We start from the raw sequence: 16930 nt of genomic DNA, 5'->3' as shown, positions 1-16930 counted from the left end.
GCGATGAGCCACTATTTGCTGCGCCGCGCAGGGCTTGGGCTACTGGTGTTGTGGGCGGCCTTTACGCTCTCTTTCGTGCTGCTTCAGGTGCTGCCGGGCGATGCGGTACTGATTAAATTTCAGAACCCGGATCTGGGGCTTAGCCCGGCGCAAATCGAGGAGATGCGCCTTGCCTACGGCGCGGATAGCCCGCTGTGGCAGCAATATGTGCACACGCTGTTCGCCATGTTGCGCGGTGATTTTGGCTATTCGGTCCAGGCGGGCGTTGCGGTGAGCGAGTTGATTCGCAGTAATCTGCCCGAAACACTGACCCTCGCCCTGCCTGCGTTTGCGCTTGCCGTGGTGCTGGCGTTTGCGTTGGCGTTTGCCTCGCGACTGCCGTTCCTGCGCGGGTTAAGCAACGCGATTCAGTCGTTGCCGGTGCTGTTTGTCTCGCTGCCGACCTTCTGGCTCGGTATCGCGCTGATTCAGGTGTTCTCTTTCCAGTTGCGGTTGATCCCGGTTATCAACCCGTCGCCGCTGCAAGGGGTGATCCTGCCGATTATTACGGTCGCTATCCCGATTTCTGCGCCACTGGCGCAGATCCTGATGCGCAGTCTCGACCAGGTTGCCGCACAGCCGTTTGTGGCGGTGGCGAGGGCGAAAGGCTTAAGCGAAACCGGCGTGCTGTGGCGGCATGTGACCGGAAACGCGTTACTGCCGGTCCTGAACGTTGCCGGTTTGCTGCTGGGCGAGTTAATTGCGGGTGCGTTGATCACCGAAACGGTCTTTGGTCGCGGCGGGCTGGGGCAACTGACCCAGCAGGCGGTGAATAACCAGGATATCGCGGTTTTACAGGCCGTGGTGATGATCTCTGCGCTCGGGTTTGTGCTGATTAATCTGCTTGTTGATCTGTTAATGCCGTGGTTTGACCCACGGCTGAAAACGGTGACCGGAGGTGCCTTATGAGTCTGGTGGACTACGCAGCCGCCGCCCGCAAGCGGGCACGGGTATTTCCTGTCTTTCGCTGGCAGCCCGGCTTATGGCTGGCCTGGCTAACGATAGCGCTGGCGGTGACGGCGGCATTTTTCCCGGGGCTGTTCACGCATTACAGTCCCGTTGAAGGGATTGCCGGTGCACAACGGCTGGCGCCGCAGGCCGATCACTGGCTGGGTACCGATCAGCTTGGGCGCGATCTCTATGCCCGCATTATTTTTGGTGCATCGCACTCCCTTTCTGCTGCGCTGGCCGCCGTGGCAATGGGATTGTTGGCTGGCACCTTGCTCGGCGTCATGGCGGGGGCTGTTGGCGGGCGCACGGAGTCACTGCTGATGCGCCTGGTGGATGTGCTGCTCGCTATTCCGTCACTGTTGTTGTCGCTTACGGTGATCATTCTCCTCGGTTTCGGCACGGTGAATGCCGCGATTGCGGTCGGGGTGGCATCGGTTGCCAGCTTTGCCCGCCTGGCGCGCGGGGAAGTGGTGCGTATTCGCCATACCGATTACGTTGAAGCCGCCAGAGGCAGTGGCGGTACATTCCTCGCCGTGCTGTGGCGGCACATTTTACCGAACTCGCTTACTGCGGTGCTGGCCTTTGCCACACTGCAATTCGGCCAGGCGATCCTCGCCCTCTCCACTCTGAGTTTCCTCGGCTACGGCACGCCGCCACCCACCCCGGAATGGGGGTTGCTGATTGCCGAAGGACGTAACTATTTATCCACAGCCTGGTGGCTGACAACGTTCCCCGGTGTGGTGGTGATTTTGGTCGTGCTGGCGGTAAACCGCATCAGCCGCCAGCTTAGCGGAGGTCGCCCATGACGGTGCTTGCTGTAGAAGATTTAACGCTCAGTTACCGTACCGGGCGCGAATGGCGCGAGGTGGTTCATCACGTCAGCTTTACGCTCAAACGCGGCGAAATGCTGGCGTTTGTCGGGGAGTCCGGCTCAGGAAAAACCACCACCGCACAGGCGATCATTGGTCTGCTGGCCGACAATGCCCGTCGCGACAGCGGAACGATCCTGCTCAATGGTGAAGCGATAAGTCAGTGGTCAGCCAGACGGCTGGACAGCCTGCGCGGTGCCCGCATCAGCCTTGTGCCGCAGGATCCGGGTAATTCACTCAACCCGGTTAAAACCATTGGCGCACAGGTGGGGGAAATTCTCACGCTGCACAGCAAAATCAGCGCCCGTGAACGCGATGAACAGGTGCTGGCGTTGCTCACTAAAGTGGGGTTGAGTCACCCGGAACAGCGGATGAAACAGTTTCCGCATCAGCTCTCCGGCGGCATGAAGCAACGGGTGTTGATTGCTATCGCCATTGCGCTGCAACCGGACCTGATCATCGCCGATGAACCCACCAGCGCGCTGGATGTGACGGTGCAAAAAAGGATCCTCGATCTGCTGGACAGGCTGCGGCGCGAGTCCGGTACGGCGGTGCTGTTTGTGACGCACGATTTGGCGCTGGCGGCTGAGCGGGCCGACCGTTTACTGGTCTTCCGCCACGGAGAAATTCAGGAACAAGGTGCAACGGCGGATATTATTCGCGCGCCGCAACAGGCATATACCCGCCAGTTACTGAGCGATCTTCAGGGTCATGCGCTGACGATTGCGCCGGTATCCGGCCAGCCACTGGCGTCGGCGGCTATTCGTGTGCGGGCGATCAACAAGCAGTTTTCACTGGGCAAAGGCCACGCGTTGCAGGCGCTCGACAGCGTCAGTTTCGACGTCCGTCGTGGCAGCACGCATGCGCTGGTGGGTGAGTCCGGTTCCGGCAAAACCACACTGGCGCGTATTCTGCTGGGGTTTGAACAGGCCGACAGCGGCAGCGTGATGATTGACGACATTGATGCCACGCACCTGAGCCAGGAAGCCCGCCGCCAGTTACGTCGCAAAATTCAGTTTGTTTACCAGAACCCGTTTGCGTCGCTGGATCCGCGCCAGACGCTGTTCGACATCATTGAAGAGCCGCTGAAAAATTTCGAGCCTGTCGATAAGGCTGAGCGTAAACGGCGGGTGGAAACCGTAGCCCGGCGCGTTGCATTGCCGCCGGAACTGTTAAGCCGCCATGCCCGTGAACTCTCTGGCGGCCAGCGCCAGCGGGTTGCGATTGCCCGCGCCCTGATCCTCGAACCAGGCATTCTGGTGCTGGATGAATCCACCTCGGCGCTGGATGTGACCGTACAGGCGCAGATCCTCGCCCTGCTCCAGCAGTTACAGCAGCAACTCGGGCTGACCTATCTGTTTATTACGCATGACCTGGCGACGGTTCGCCGCATCGGGCACAGCGTGACAGTGCTGCGCAATGGCCGTGTGGTGGAACACGGAACGGTAGAGCGTCTGTTCGCCGCGCCTCAGGACAACTACACCCGGGAATTGATCAACGCCATTCCCCATTTTTCACCTGCTACGGAGGAGTTCGCATGACGCGAAAACGCCTGGGATTTTTTACCCGTTTACTGGATGATGCGCCGCCGAAAGAGCGTTACCGACTGGCGACAGAGCAGATCCGCCATGCTGAGCGCTATGGTTTTGACAGCGCATGGATTGCGCAGCACCACTTTCATGAGCGTGAAGGCGGTTTGCCTTCGCCGCTGGTGTTTCTGGCACATGTCGCGGCGCATACGCAGAGCATCCGTTTAGGTACGGCGATCATCACCCTACCGTTGGAAAACCCGTTGCGCGTGGCGGAAGATGCAGCCGTACTGGATTTGCTGGCCGACGGGCGGCTGGAAGTCGGCTTTGGCTCCGGCGGTACACCGACCTCGTTTCTGCCGTTTGGCCTGACGATTGACCAGCGGGCAAGCGTGTTTGCTGAATATCTGCATCTGATCCAGAGCGCCTGGCGCGGCGATTCGCTGACCCATCCCGATAATCACCTTTACCCACCTGCGCCGCAGCTGGCGGAGCGTGTGTGGATTGCCACGTTTTCGGTTGAAGGGGCGATCCGCGCCGGACAGGCCGGGCACGGATTAATGCTGTCCCGCACGCAGCCGCGCCCGGCGGACGCCCTTTCACTGACGCTGGATGCGATCCAAAACCCGATGGTGGATGCCTATCTTGATGCCCTTCCGGCAGGCGTTGCGCCGCGCATTCTCGCCTCGCGCACCGCCTTTGTCGCCGACAGCACGGAATATGCGCTGAAGGTGGCAACACCGGGGTTAACCCGCCAGGCGCAGCAGCACCGTGCGGCGGGTTATGAGGTTACGGGTGACAGTGTCACGGATTATAGTCGCCAGTTCGATGCGCATATCGGCGATCCGTCAACCGTGGTTGCCTCCCTGAAAAACGACAGCATTCTGGCCCGCGCAACGGATATCTCCTTCCAGGTTCACTCTGTCGAACCGTCGCATCAGGACACGCTGCGCTCTATCGAACTGATTGCCGGGCATGTCGCCCCGCATATTTTATAAGGAGTCACGATGGCTTTACGTCAGGATATTTTGGCTGAACTGGCGGAGATCGCCCCCGGTTCCGCGCTGGCCAGCGCCCGCGATACCCGTGATGCCGCGACGCGACACGCACAGGGCAGCTACGACGCGCTCTTTAGCGCGGAAAACGCCGATTTCCCGGCCGATGAGCGCTTTATTGTGGCGGCGAAAGTGGCGAAATGGCACAACGCCAACGATCTGGCGGCGCATTACGCCAGTTTTGGCTTGGCAGACCCCACGTCCGCCCGCCTTTCCCCGGCGCTGGATTTTGCCCGTTTACTCACCTTCTCACCGGTAAAAGCCACGCCGGATGCGCTGAAATCATTGGTGAGCGCAGGCTGGAATAAACAGAGCATTGTCACACTGGCGCAACTGATCGCCTTTGTCAGTTTCCAGAGCCGGTTGTTGGTGGGGTTGCGGTTGCTGAATGGAAAACCGGCTACCGCCAGCGAAAGCGCGGTCGTCGCGGGTGTCTGGCATACCGCACCGCGTACCCAGAGCGGTAAAGTCGCGCCGGTGGCCTTTACCCAGCAAGAGCTGGGCTGGGAGCCGTGGATAGCAGCGAAACCACTGGCGGAATTTACGCCGGATGAACAGACGATTCTGGCAAAATTTGGCCATACCGATTCGGACTATTTTCGCTTGTTAGGGCGTAACTTACCGGTGCTGGAACAGCGCACGTTAACGGATAAAGGCATCTTCTACACCCCTGGCGGCCTGCCGCGCGCAGAGCGTGAACTGGCTGCGACGGTAGCCAGCAAGATTAACGGTTGTATCTATTGCGCCTCTGTCCATGCACGTAAAACCAGCCAATTGTCAAAGGATGATAATGCCGTAGAGGCGTTGCTGGCCGTACCGCCGGGGCAAACGTTAAGTGAAGGACACTCGGCGCGTTGGGGCGCTGAAATTGAGAGTGCGGCGGCGTTATCGGTGACACCGCCAGCGTTAACGGCGGCGCACCTGGCGAAGCTGGATGCGCAAGGGCTGGATACGTTGCAGCAGTTGGATCTGATCCAGTCAGCGGCGTTTTTTGCCTGGGCTAACCGCCTGATGCTGACGCTCGGAGAACCCTATTTGCCGTAATGTATTGCAGAGGATCCGGCCTGCAAGGGGTTTCATCACCCGCGTGCAGGCCGGAGAATACGCGGGTTTACACTGCCACAGGCTCCAGCTGGCGCGTGGCTTTACAGCGGCCGTACATCAGCAAGGCCCCCATCGCGGCCAGGGACAACAGTGCAGCAGGCAGTGTGAGGTAGCTGTAGGTAAAGCCAAACGTAATGATCAGCCCGCCGAACCATGCGCCAATGGCATTACCGAGGTTGAACGCCATCTGCCCGCCTGCCGCGCCAAGCATTTCACCGCCCTTCGCATTTTGCAGCAGCATAATTTGCAGCGGCGCGGAAACGGCAAACAACCCGGCGCAGCATACAAACCCCATTGCCAGCGACGCCTGCTTATGTTCACCCAGCACAAACAGCGCCAGCATTGCCAGCACCACAACCAGTTCGGTCACAACCGCAATGCGCAGCGGGCTGAATCTTACCGATAGTCTGCCGCTGAACATATTGCCCAGCACCATACCCAGCCCCATCAGCATCATGATCAACGTCACTGCGGTGGGGGAAAAGCCGGAGATATTCACCATAAAGGGTTTGACGTAGCTGAACCAGGCAAACACCCCGGCATTACCCAGCATGGTGGCGGCAAAAATCAGCCACGGTTCCGGTTTTCGCAAAAAATGAAACTGCTCGCGCAGGTGGGTTGGCGCAGTATCGTGCAGGTCCGGCACCCAGAAAATCACCGAAACAATCACTGCGGCATCGAATAACACAATCAGCATAAATGTGTAACGCCAGCTAAATTCATGCCCCAACCAGGTGCCCAGCGGGATCCCCACCAGGTTGGCGACGGTCATGCCCGCGATCATCCCGGCCACCGCCATGGTCACTTTGCCCGGCGGTGCGATTTTGGAGAGGATTATCGCGCCGACGCCAAAAATCGCACCGTGGGGAAACCCGGAGATTAACCGGCCAATCAGCAACATCGTGTAGGAGTTGGAAAAGGTGAAAATAGCATTACCAAGGACGCACAACGCGACCAGAAACAGCATCACCTTTTTGAGCGAAAAGCGGCTGGAGAACAGTGCCATAATCGGCGCGCCAATGACCACGCCCACGGCGTAACCGGAGATTAAGTACCCGGCAGAAGGAATAGAGATACCGACATCCTTAGCAAGTTCGGTGAGGACGCCCATAATGCCGAACTCCGCCATGCCTAAACCAAAGGTCGCAAGTGCCAACGAAAAAACCGTTTTTTTCATACTACAGACCACTTGTTAAAAGATTGCGGCACGCATTATTGACCATTCGCTGCGGGCAGACCAGTTGAAATGTCCTGGCTGGCACATTAATCCATGTATTCGGTTGCTTTTGATCTGTCTGCCATCGAACGGCGTACGCACCACAATAAACGCAGCGGTAAACTGCCGCGCTGGCATAAACCAGGCTATGCTGAAAGGGTTCCCAACTCCATGAGCAGGCAAGCCATGCATACGCTTCGCGTTGAACGACTGTCATCCATTACTGATACGCTGGCAACCGATTTAACCCGCTTGCTGGCGGAGCTTTCCCCCCACGCGCCGACGTTAAGCGTAGAAGACTTTCAGCGTGTGTTTGCGTCTGACTCAGTGCATCTGTTTGTTGCCTGGGATGATGGCGTTCCCGCCGGTATGTTGACCTTAGTCTGTGCGACACTGCTCTCTGGCAAGAAATGCATGATTGAAGATGTGATTGTCGGCAGCCAATTTCGACGCCGGGGCATCGCGACCGCGTTGCTGCGTTCCGCCCTCTCCTTCGCCTGCATTTATGCGGCGCGCTATATCGAGCTAACTTCTCGCTCTGAGCGTGAAGAGGCTCACGCGCTGTACCATAAATTTGGTTTTTTTGAGCGGCAAACGCATGTATACCGTTTAACGTTATTAAATAAGCCGCTCATTCAATAAAAAGTGGGAAGTGTTTCGCACTTTATTTTATTACTTTCATTCGTTTGCTTTATTCAGCAATAGCGTTCGCAAAAATTACTGCTGCCAGGAAATTCGTCATTGTTTTTGATTTTCTGATAATGATAATGCCTCTATCAACAAGCAACAGAGATATTAATCATGAACGTTACTCGTCAACGTAAAACAAAATACGCACCCACCCTGATTAACAGCAAAGCCAGTTTAATACCGGAAGAACAGGCAAAGAAAGAACGTCAGACCAGAGAATATATTCGTATAATGAATAAGTTTGTCGCTGAGCACGGGGTTCTTACCGATGATGACTATTTCAGGGTTTTATGATGCGAAAACAATTTGATGTTTATCGGAATAATTCCCCGGTCACCAGAAATTCAATCCCTTTTTATTTGATCGTACAGCATGATTTTTATGCGGATCTTTCTACCCGTGTAATTATTCCTTAGTCAGAAACAGCCGTGCTCCGTGCTGGGCTGATTCTGTGGTGCCCCGCGTAAATATTGAATTCGAAAAGTTGATGCTGCATGCGCCAATGATGACGCATCTGGAAACCACAAAAATCAGAGAAAAAGATTTTGTCTGTAATTTGCGAGCGGAAAGAAACCGTATTGTGAATTCCATTGATGCGCTCATTACCAATATTTGACTCCCGAACCCCGCGCCGAATCTCTCCGGAGCGGGGTTTAGCCATTAGTTAATGCCTTCCGTGCTCTCTTTTTTGGCTTCCAGTCGCTCGACCTCACGATACCAGCGCGGATGATGTTTTTGCGCCCAACGACGGCTGACCTTGCCTTCCACCATGCCTTTAATTGAGCCTTTCACCCAGAACGCCATATACATATGGATCAGGATGGCATGGATCAAAATAATCGCCGAGGTGGCGTGCAGCAGCAGACTGTAGCGGATCACCTGAATGGGGAAATAGTGCGCAAAGTAAGGTCGCCAGATGATGACGCCCGTGACCAGCAGCACGGTCATCATGCTCATGATGGTCCAGAACATCATCTTTTGCCCGGCGTTGTATTTCCCGACTTTCGCCACCTTGTGCTCATTGCCTTTTAACACCTCGACAATGTTTTTCAGCCACGGCAGATCCTGCTTATCCGGGATGTTGTGATGGACAAAACGCACAAACATAAACATCAGCACCACGAACACCACCACGCCGAAGAACGGGTGCAGAATACGCCCCATCTGCGGTGTGCCGAACGTTTCCGTCAGCCATTGCAACGTCGGGAAGAAGAACGAAATCCCGGACAAGGCGACAAGGAAAAAGCAGATAACCACCGTCCAGTGACAGGCGCGGTCAATAAATTTGGTGCGCACAATCATTTTCGACTTACTCATGATGCTCCTCCTCGTCGTCGTCCACGTCTTTATTCGGCCCGATGCCGATGTAGTGATAAATCAGCCCGGCGAAGGTAGCGATAAACCCGGCGGCGGAGAGCGGTTTTAACACCCCTTTCCACAGCCCGACCGCCGTATCGATCTGCGGATCTTTCGGCAGATTGTGGTAAAGCTGCGGTTGATCGGCATGGTGCAGCACATACATCACATGTGTACCGCCGACCCCCTGCGGGTTATACAGCCCTGCGTTGTCATAACCCCGCGCTTTCAGCTTCTCAACCCGCTGTTGTCCCAGCGCCAGCATCTCCGCTTTGGTGCCGAAATGAATGGCGCCTGTCGGGCAGGTTTTCACACAGGCTGGCTCCTGCCCCACGCTGACGCGATCGACGCACAGCGTGCATTTATAGACCCGGTTATCCTCTTTATTGATACGCGGGACATTAAATGGACAGCCAGCGATGCAATAACCGCAACCAATGCAGTTCTCCTGCTGGAAGTCGACAATGCCGTTTGTGTACTGGATGATCGCCCCGGCGGACGGGCACGCCTTCAGGCAGCCCGGATCCGCACAGTGCATACAACCGTCTTTGCGGATTAACCACTCCAGCTTGCCATGCTGTTCGGTTTCGCTAAAACGCATCACCGTCCAGGATTTGGCACTCAGATCGGCGGGGTTGTCGTAAACCCCGACGCAGTGCCCCACCTCATCGCGGATATCGTTCCACTCCGAGCAGGCCACCTGGCAGGCTTTGCAGCCTACGCAGGTGGAGACGTCAATCAGCTTGGCGATTTCCGCTTTGTGATCGCGCGCCCGTGGGGGCGGCGTCAGCGGGTTGGTTGCGGAGCGTTTGATAATGTCCTGAGTTTCCATTGCCATACTCGCCCCTTACGCCTTCTCAATATTCACTAAAAACGCCTTATATTCCGGTGTTTGCGAGTTCGCATCACCGACGTTTGGCGTCAGGGTGTTGGCGATATACCCCTTCTGCGCCACGCCCTCAAAGCCCCAGTGCAGCGGGATGCCGATGGTTTCCACGTGCTGACCGTGAACCTGCAAGGAACGCAGACGACGCGTGACCACCGCCACCGCGCGGATAAATCCACGTTGGCTGCTCACCGTTACCCGATCGCCATTGGCAATGCCTTTTGCCGCCGCCAGCGTTTCGCTGATTTCAACGAACTGTTGCGGCTGGGCGATAGCGTTCAGACGCGCATGTTTGGTCCAGGTGTGGAAATGCTCGGTCAGACGATAGGTAGTGCCCACATACGGGAAGCGATCTTTTTTCCCCATCCGTTTGGCATCTTCTGCGTACAACCGGACTACCGGGCTGGAGACCACATTCGGGTGCAACGGGTTAGTGCCAATCGGGGTCTCGACCGGCTCGTAGTGCTCCGGAAAGGGGCCTTCCGCCAGCTTATCAAGCGCAAACAGGCGGCCCAGACCTTCCTGTTGCATGATAAACGGCCCGGTATTGCTGCCCGGCGGTGCGGTCGAAAAATCCGGAATATCGTTACCGCTCCATTTCGTGCCGTTCCACTGGATCAACATCCGTTTCGCATCCCAGGGTTTGCCCTGTGGATCGGCAGAGGCGCGGTTGTACAGCACACGGCGGTTCATTGGCCATGCCCACGCCCAGCCCAGCGTATTGCCCAGCCCCGATGGATCGGCGTTATCGCGATTCGCCATCTGGTTGCCCTGATCGGTCCAGCTTCCGCTGTAGATCCAGCAGGACGAGGACGTGGTGCCGTCATCGCGCAGCAGGGCGAAACTGTTCAGCAGTTGCCCTTTTTTCGCCAGCAACTGACCGTTGGGATCGTACAGATCCGCCAGCGCATAGCCGTTGTTCTCTTTCGCCACCTCTTCCGCGTGCGGGTTGTGCGGCTGGCTGTAGCGCCAGGACATGTTCAGCAGCGGTTCCGCACCTTTTCCGCCTTCCGTACGGTACATGTCACGCAGGCGGTGGAAAATCCCGGCCAGAATTTCACCGTCGTTCAACGCTTCGCCCGGTGCATCCTGACCTTTCCAGTGCCACTGCAACCAGCGCCCGGAGTTGGCAATTGAGCCATCCTCTTCGGCAAAACAGGTCGACGGCAAACGGAACACTTCGGTGGCAATCGTCGCCGGATCGACATCATTCATCTCACCGTGGTTCTGCCAGAAAGTGGAGGTTTCCGTCACCAGCGGGTCGATCACCACCATATATTTGAGCTTGCTCAGGGTGCTGACGACGTTGTTTTTGTCCGGGAATGAGGCTACCGGGTTAAAGCCCTGGCAGATGTAGCCGGTGACTTCACCCTTCGCCATCATGTGGAAATACTTGATGACGTCGTAAGACTGATCCCACTTCGGCAGCCAGTCGAAACCCCAGTTATTCTCTTTCTGTGCGGCATCGCCGTAGAACGACTTCATCAGACTGACAAAGAATTTCGGGTAGTTGCTCCAGTAGTTCACCTGGTCCGGCAGTGTCGCTTTCGGTGTATTCGCGCTCAGGTACTGCTGCAAATCCGTCTGTTTTTCCGATGGCAGCGTCAGGTAACCCGGCAGGCTGGTCGACAGCAAACCGAGGTCCGTTAAGCCCTGAATATTGGAGTGACCGCGCAACGCATTCACCCCGCCGCCAGCCATGCCCATATTGCCCAGCAGCAACTGGATCATTGCCATGGTGCGGATGTTCTGCGCGCCCACGGTATGTTGCGTCCAGCCTAAGGCATAGAGGAATGTGGTGGTGCGATCGACTGCGCTGGTTGAGGCCAGCACGTTGCACACTTTCAGGAAGTCCGCTTGCGGTGTGCCGCAAATGTTCTCGACCGTTTCCGGCGTATAGCGTGCGACATGCTGTTTCAGCAGGTTCCACACACAGCGCGGGTGGCTTAAGGTGTCATCGCGTTTGGCGTAGCCGTTTTCATCAAACTGATAGTTCCATGATGACTTGTCATACTGGCGTTTCTGCGCGTCGTAACCGCTGAATAAGCCCTCTTCGAAGGCAAAATCATCCCGCACCAGCAGGCTGGCGTTGGTGTAGTGTTTGACGTATTCGGCGTTGATCTTGTTATTGTCGATCAGGTAGCGCAGCACGCCGGAGAGGAAGGTGATATCCGTCCCGGAGCGGATTGGCGCATAAATATCGGCCACCGATGCGGTACGCGTAAAGCGCGGATCGACCACAATCAGCGTGGCATCATTGTTATTTTTGGCTTCCATTGCCCAGCGGAAACCGACCGGGTGGGCTTCAGCGGCGTTACCGCCCATCACCATCACCACGTTGGCGTTTTTGATATCAACCCAGTGGTTGGTCATCGCACCGCGACCAAATGTTGGAGCAAGACTTGCTACCGTTGGTCCGTGTCAGACGCGCGCCTGGTTATCTACCGCCAGCATGCCGAGGGCGCGCACAAATTTTTGCGTCAGCATACCGGTTTCATTGCTTGCAGCCGATGCGCACAGCATACCCGTAGAGAGCCAGCGGTTGACCGGTACCCCTGCGGCGTTGGTTTCCATAAAATGCGCATCGCGGTCATCTTTCATCAGACGGGCAATACGGCTGAAGGCATCATCCCAGGAGATGCGCTGCCATTTATCCGAGCCTGGCGCGCGGTATTCCGGGTAACGCAGGCGGTTTTCGCTGTGTATGTAATCAAGCAAGCCAGCGCCTTTCGGGCACAGTGCACCCCGGCTGACCGGATGATCCGCATCCCCTTCAATATGGTAAATAGCCTCTTTGGCGTTTTTTGCGCCATCTCCCAGGCTATACATCACTAGCCCACAGCCCACGGAGCAGTATGTGCAGGAATTTCGGGTCTCTTTTGCGCGAAGCAATTTATAATTTCGCGTTTGAGCCAGCGCCATTTTCGGGGCAAACCCCAATGCGGCCACTGTGGTTCCTGCCATACCGCCCGCGCAGATGCGGAAAAATTGTCTGCGGCTGACGTCCATTGCTTTCCTCATTATTGGTTTTTCGACTTCGGGCGGGAAACTAAACATTCCACACGGTGTGTGAATTGCGATAAATCAATAACCGCCGGAGGCTGATACCTAATAGTCGCCGCTGTCGGGTTTTTCTTATCCTTAAGGATTAGTCAGGACGAACCGTCATTCGCGTGTGCGCAATTAACTGTGTTATAAGGTGAGGTTTTGTTACGGACAATATAAGTGCAGTGATGACGAAAAAACGCGCAACGCTAATTGGTTTACTGGCGGTATTATTATGGAGCACGATGGTCGGCTTTATTCGGGCAGTCAGCGAAGGACTCGGCCCGGTGGGCGGCGCGGCCATGATCTACAGCATCAGCGGGTTGTTGTTAATTTTTACGGTGGGTTTTCCACGCCTGCGCGCGATACCCCGCCATTACCTTATTGCCGGTAGCGTTTTGTTTGTCAGCTATGAGTTGTGCCTCGCGCTCTCGCTGGGGTACGCGGATACGCGCCAGCAGGCAATTGAAGTGGGGATGGTCAATTATTTATGGCCGAGCCTGACGATTGTCTGCGCGATATTATTTAACGGGCAAAAATCCACGCTGTTAGTCGTCCCCGGTTTATTACTGGCCCTGGTTGGCGTGTGCTGGGTATTAGGCGGTGATAGCGGTCTGAATATTGCCGATATCCAACGCAATATTATTTCCAACCCGCTCAGTTACGCACTGGCCTTCGCCGGGGCATTTATTTGGGCGATTTACTGTACGGTAACCACGAAATATGCCAACGGGGCGAATGGCATTACGCTGTTTGTTTTACTGACGGCAGCAACCCTGTGGGTAAAATTTGCTCTGACGCCGCAACCCGCAATGCTCTTTACGCTGCCGGTGGTGATGAAATTAGTGATGACCGGCATCGCGCTCGGTTTTGGTTATGCGTCGTGGAATATTGGTATTTTGCACGGCAACGTGACCGTACTGGCGGCGGCGTCGTATTTTACGCCGGTGCTCTCTTCGGCGCTGGCGGCGTTTGTTTTAAGCGCCCCGCTCTCCTTCTCATTCTGGCAAGGCGCGTTAATGGTGTGTGCCGGGTCGTTGCTCTGTTGGTGGTCGACCCGTCAGGTGGCTTAACCCGGCGTCTGCGGGCGCAGGTTAAGCCCTGCGCCTTCATCGTTACTGCTGTTCCGCTTTTGCCAGACTGAACCAGATCCCCACTGCCAGCACGATCAACAACACACCTGCTGTGCTCAGTGCCACGCTGTGGGAACTGATAAACGCCGTTTTTGCGGCAGCAATAATCTCCTGTGCCAGCCCTGTGTTGCTCTCCTGCGCCAGGCGGAACGCCTCACCAATCGAGGAAGACGCCTGCGCCGCTTCGTGGCTGCTCAGCCCCGCTGGTAACTGGATCGAATGGGCAAAGCTGCGGCTTAAAATCAGGCCAAACACCGCAATCCCCAGCCCGGCGCCCAGCTCGTAGGACATGGTTTCAATCGCGCCCGCCGCTGCCGCTTTCTCTTTTGGCGCGACAGCCATGATAGCCGCGGTTGACGCCAGCAATGCGCTGGCGGCGCTGAACCCCAGCAGTGCCATCAATATGCCAGCCTGCCATGGCTGCGTGGAGAAATGGGTAACTGACAGACCGAGAAAACTGCATGCGCTTAACGCCATTCCGCCCGTCGCAACCCGCCTCAGTCCCAGTCTGGACACCAGAATGCCCGCAATTGGCCCGCTAAACCCACTGGACAGCATCACCGGCAACATAAATACCCCGGCGGCAAACGGCGTGAAACCGTGCACAAATTGCAGCTCTTGCGCCATCAATAGCTCAAAACCAACCAGTGTGATCATCGCCGTCATCGCCATCACGACACCACTTAAAATCACCGGATGGGTAAACAGGCGCATATCGATCATCGGTGTTTTTGCCGCTAACTGCAGACGGACAAACGTCGCCAGCAACAGACCGCCGACCAGCAACGTGCTGGCGATAAGCCACAGCGGCAAGGCCCCTTTCATGGCGCTTTTGGCGCTCCAGACCAGCAGCAGGATTGCCACAATCAACCCCAGCGCCTGGTTCAGGTTTAACGGCTGTTCTTTACGCCCTTGCTGGCGCGGTACAAAGCGGGCAGTCAGCGCCATCACCACCAGTACGATCGGCACGTTGATCAGGAATACGGAGCCCCAGTAAAAGTGCTCCAGCAGCATGCCCCCGACTAACGGCCCAAACGCGGCCCCGCCGGAGCCAACCGCCGCCCACACACCCAGCGCAGTGTTACGGTGACGCGCCTGCGAGAACGTGGTGCGGATCCCGGCAAGCGTTGCCGGCACAATCATCGCCGCCCCTATAGCCAACAGCGAACGTGTGGCGATAAGCCAGCTGGCACTGGTGGCGAAAGCCGCCAGCAGCGAAGCCGTAGCGAACAGGCCGCTGCCAATCAGTAATAGACGTTTAAAACCGATTCTGTCACCCAGTGCGCCCATTGGCAGCACCATGCCCGCCATCACCAGCGAGTAAATATCAATTATCCATAACAGTTCATTACCGCTGGCGTTCAGTACGGTGCTGAGTGTAGGCGCAGCGACGTGCAATACCGTCGCATCAATAGCGACCGGAATATACACCAACACAATAATGACCAACGTTAACCACTGACGAAACATACAACACTCCGCGTTTTATCAATCCTGGACATGCGTCCAGCATGCCGATCCTACGTAAAGTTGAACGCATGTCCAGCTTTTTGTTACACTCGGTTTCGTCTCTGTTGAGGGGAGTTTTTATGCGTTATTTACATCGTGACGATCGCCGGGAGGTGATCTTACAGGCCGCTATGCGTGTGGCGCTGGCAGACGGGTTTGCCGCCATGACCGTACGGCGTATCGCTCAGGAAGCCGCTGTGGCGACGGGTCAGGTTCACCACCATTTCGCCTCGGCGAATGAACTTAAAGCGCAGGCGTTTATCCGGCTGATCGACGCCCTGCTCAATGTGGAAGTGGTGCCCGTGACGGCACCGTGGCGCGATCAATTGCATTCCATGCTCGGTAGTGATGACGGCGGGCTGGAACCCTATGTGCGCCTGTGGCGCGAAGCGCTGGTGCTGGCCGGTAAAGAACCGGAAATCAAAGGCGCTTATCTGCTGACCATGGAAATGTGGTGCGCCAAAGTCGTGGAACTGATCGACAAAGGCCGGGCTGCAGGCGAGTTTACCGGCGGCGATGCGGCGCACGATATCGCATGGCGGCTCATTGCCTTTGTCTGCGGGATGGATGGCATTTGTATGCTGGGAATGCCAGATGTCGATGAAGCAGCCTTCAATCGCCATCTGGCGGTGATGATCACAAAAGAGCTGTGCTAAGCCTGTACACCGTGCAGTTCGAAACGCGACATCACCGTCTCCAGCTCTTGCAGGCTAAAACCGTGCTGTGCATCGTCCACACCCAGACCAAAACGGGTTTGCAGGGTTTCATACAGTGCAGCCACGTTGGTCAGCACCCTTTCCTCCTGTACGTGGCCCTGTCGCCAGTGGGTAAAGTGGAAGTTGGTGAGCGTCAGTTTGACCCCGTCCGGCAAATGGCGGCACATCAGTAAATGGTGGCGAAAATGCGACGCCGGCCAGTGGGCGGAGTGAAAATTCCCCATCACAAAATCCGCCTGGTATTGCTGCCCCATTTCAAACTGGTACATGGATTGCCAGCGCTCATGGTGACGGAACTGCAACACCCAGTCGTCTCCGGCGCGCTGTAAACGGTACACACCATGTGGTGTGATCTGTTCAATATCCGCGAGCAGTCTGATCGGCGCGGTCAGTGTTTGCCCGCCAAATCCCACATCGGCGATCCACGGCTCCCCCGCAAGCTGAACCAGCAAAATGCGGTGGGTGCGCGGCGGCATTTGCGGCGGGTTGGAGATAACGACCCTCCCCAGCAAGCTGCGCACCTCGAAGCCCACCTCTTTCAGTGCGCGTTCAAATAATCCGTTTTGTTCAAAACAGTAGCCGCCGCGGCGTGCAACCACCAGTTTTTGGAAGATCGCCTCATCGCTGAGTTCGATTTCGCGCGGTAAGACCACATCGAGGTTTTCAAAGGGAATCGCGCCGTTGTGATGCAGATGTAACGCCCGTAACGTCTCCAGCGACACATCCGGGATATGGTTCCAGCCAATACGGGCCAGATAAGCGGTCAAAAAAGGGGTCATACAGGCTCCTTATGAAAGATGTCCCTTTGTTATAACGCATTTTTTTTCCTGCA

At 56.4% G+C, this 16930-nt stretch carries 17 protein-coding genes; 10 read left to right on the top strand and 7 right to left on the bottom strand.

What is annotated here, in order from left to right; translation table 11 throughout:
* Positions 1-3 precede the first annotated feature (3 nt).
* From ACQ3G7_RS12775 to ACQ3G7_RS12755, 5 genes are read left to right on the top strand one after another with little or no spacing between them, the layout of a single operon-like run.
* A complete protein-coding gene (locus tag ACQ3G7_RS12775; RefSeq protein WP_430890074.1) occupies positions 4-948 on the top strand; it encodes an ABC transporter permease in 945 nt (314 codons plus the stop codon).
* The gene (locus tag ACQ3G7_RS12770) at positions 945-1796 is read left to right on the top strand and encodes an ABC transporter permease (protein WP_430890073.1); all 852 of its coding nucleotides are present in this window, start codon (positions 945-947) and stop codon (positions 1794-1796) included. Before ACQ3G7_RS12775 ends, ACQ3G7_RS12770 begins: the two co-directional genes overlap by 4 nt.
* Entirely contained in the window at positions 1793-3400 is a 1608-nt protein-coding gene (locus tag ACQ3G7_RS12765) for a dipeptide ABC transporter ATP-binding protein (protein ID WP_430890072.1), read from the top strand. Before ACQ3G7_RS12770 ends, ACQ3G7_RS12765 begins: the two co-directional genes overlap by 4 nt.
* Entirely contained in the window at positions 3397-4386 is a 990-nt protein-coding gene (locus ACQ3G7_RS12760) for a putative FMN-dependent luciferase-like monooxygenase (RefSeq protein WP_430890071.1), read from the top strand. The genes ACQ3G7_RS12765 and ACQ3G7_RS12760 overlap by 4 nt, the downstream gene beginning before the upstream one ends.
* 9 nt (positions 4387-4395) lie before the next feature.
* On the top strand, positions 4396-5487 hold the full coding sequence (locus ACQ3G7_RS12755) for an alkylhydroperoxidase domain protein (RefSeq protein WP_430890070.1): 1092 nt from the start codon (positions 4396-4398) through the stop codon (positions 5485-5487).
* A 67-nt stretch (positions 5488-5554) separates the two neighbouring features.
* Here ACQ3G7_RS12755 and araJ read toward each other — a convergent pair whose 3' ends face one another.
* Complete coding sequence (gene araJ, locus ACQ3G7_RS12750) at positions 5555-6724, bottom strand: MFS transporter AraJ (protein ID WP_430890069.1); 1170 nt, start codon at positions 6722-6724, stop codon at positions 5555-5557.
* A 93-nt stretch (positions 6725-6817) separates the two neighbouring features.
* On the opposite strand from araJ, the gene ACQ3G7_RS12745 reads away from it, so the two are divergent.
* The 3 genes from ACQ3G7_RS12745 (at position 6818) to ACQ3G7_RS12735 (ending at position 7869) form a co-directional block, all read left to right on the top strand.
* Positions 6818-7405, top strand: a complete 588-nt coding sequence (locus tag ACQ3G7_RS12745; protein ID WP_430890068.1) for a GNAT family N-acetyltransferase — start codon at positions 6818-6820, stop codon at positions 7403-7405.
* Positions 7406-7564: 159 nt separating this feature from the next.
* A complete protein-coding gene (locus ACQ3G7_RS12740; protein ID WP_430890067.1) occupies positions 7565-7747 on the top strand; it encodes a hypothetical protein in 183 nt (60 codons plus the stop codon).
* Positions 7744-7869, top strand: coding sequence for a CcdB family protein (locus ACQ3G7_RS12735; protein WP_430890066.1), 126 nt, complete (start codon positions 7744-7746; stop codon positions 7867-7869). The genes ACQ3G7_RS12740 and ACQ3G7_RS12735 overlap by 4 nt, the downstream gene beginning before the upstream one ends.
* On the opposite strand, the gene ACQ3G7_RS12730 is transcribed toward ACQ3G7_RS12735, so the two are convergent.
* The 4 genes from ACQ3G7_RS12730 to fdnG are packed head-to-tail and all read right to left on the bottom strand — an operon-like array spanning position 7866 to position 12704.
* Positions 7866-8114, bottom strand: coding sequence for a hypothetical protein (locus ACQ3G7_RS12730; protein WP_430890065.1), 249 nt, complete (start codon positions 8112-8114; stop codon positions 7866-7868). The genes ACQ3G7_RS12735 and ACQ3G7_RS12730 overlap by 4 nt on opposite strands.
* Positions 8114-8770, bottom strand: a complete 657-nt coding sequence (gene fdnI, locus ACQ3G7_RS12725; protein ID WP_430890064.1) for a formate dehydrogenase-N subunit gamma — start codon at positions 8768-8770, stop codon at positions 8114-8116. Before fdnI ends, ACQ3G7_RS12730 begins: the two co-directional genes overlap by 1 nt.
* Complete coding sequence (gene fdxH / locus ACQ3G7_RS12720) at positions 8763-9647, bottom strand: formate dehydrogenase subunit beta (protein WP_430890063.1); 885 nt, start codon at positions 9645-9647, stop codon at positions 8763-8765. Before fdxH ends, fdnI begins: the two co-directional genes overlap by 8 nt.
* A 9-nt stretch (positions 9648-9656) precedes the next feature.
* Positions 9657-12704 carry a formate dehydrogenase-N subunit alpha gene (fdnG, locus tag ACQ3G7_RS12715; protein WP_430890062.1) on the bottom strand — a complete coding sequence of 1016 codons (3048 nt, stop codon included), beginning with the start codon at positions 12702-12704 and terminating at the stop codon, positions 9657-9659.
* 224 nt (positions 12705-12928) lie between these two features.
* On the opposite strand from fdnG, the gene yddG reads away from it, so the two are divergent.
* The gene (gene yddG / locus ACQ3G7_RS12710; protein WP_430890061.1) at positions 12929-13813 is read left to right on the top strand and encodes an aromatic amino acid DMT transporter YddG; all 885 of its coding nucleotides are present in this window, start codon (positions 12929-12931) and stop codon (positions 13811-13813) included.
* Positions 13814-13855: 42 nt separating this feature from the next.
* On the opposite strand, the gene ACQ3G7_RS12705 is transcribed toward yddG, so the two are convergent.
* The gene (locus ACQ3G7_RS12705) at positions 13856-15343 is read right to left on the bottom strand and encodes an MFS transporter (protein ID WP_430890060.1); all 1488 of its coding nucleotides are present in this window, start codon (positions 15341-15343) and stop codon (positions 13856-13858) included.
* Between the two features lie 119 nt (positions 15344-15462).
* Here ACQ3G7_RS12705 and ACQ3G7_RS12700 point away from each other — a divergent pair, with 119 nt between their 5' ends.
* Entirely contained in the window at positions 15463-16038 is a 576-nt protein-coding gene (locus ACQ3G7_RS12700; RefSeq protein ID WP_430890059.1) for a TetR family transcriptional regulator, read from the top strand.
* Here ACQ3G7_RS12700 and nhoA read toward each other — a convergent pair.
* Complete coding sequence (gene nhoA, locus ACQ3G7_RS12695; RefSeq protein ID WP_430890058.1) at positions 16035-16877, bottom strand: N-hydroxyarylamine O-acetyltransferase; 843 nt, start codon at positions 16875-16877, stop codon at positions 16035-16037. The genes ACQ3G7_RS12700 and nhoA overlap by 4 nt on opposite strands.
* Positions 16878-16930: the final 53 nt, after the last annotated feature.

Source organism: Kosakonia sp. N21 (assembly GCF_050587465.1).
In the GTDB taxonomy this organism is placed as follows: domain Bacteria; phylum Pseudomonadota; class Gammaproteobacteria; order Enterobacterales; family Enterobacteriaceae.
Note: the sequence above shows the minus strand (reverse complement) of the source record. Positions and strands in the feature narration are given on the sequence as shown.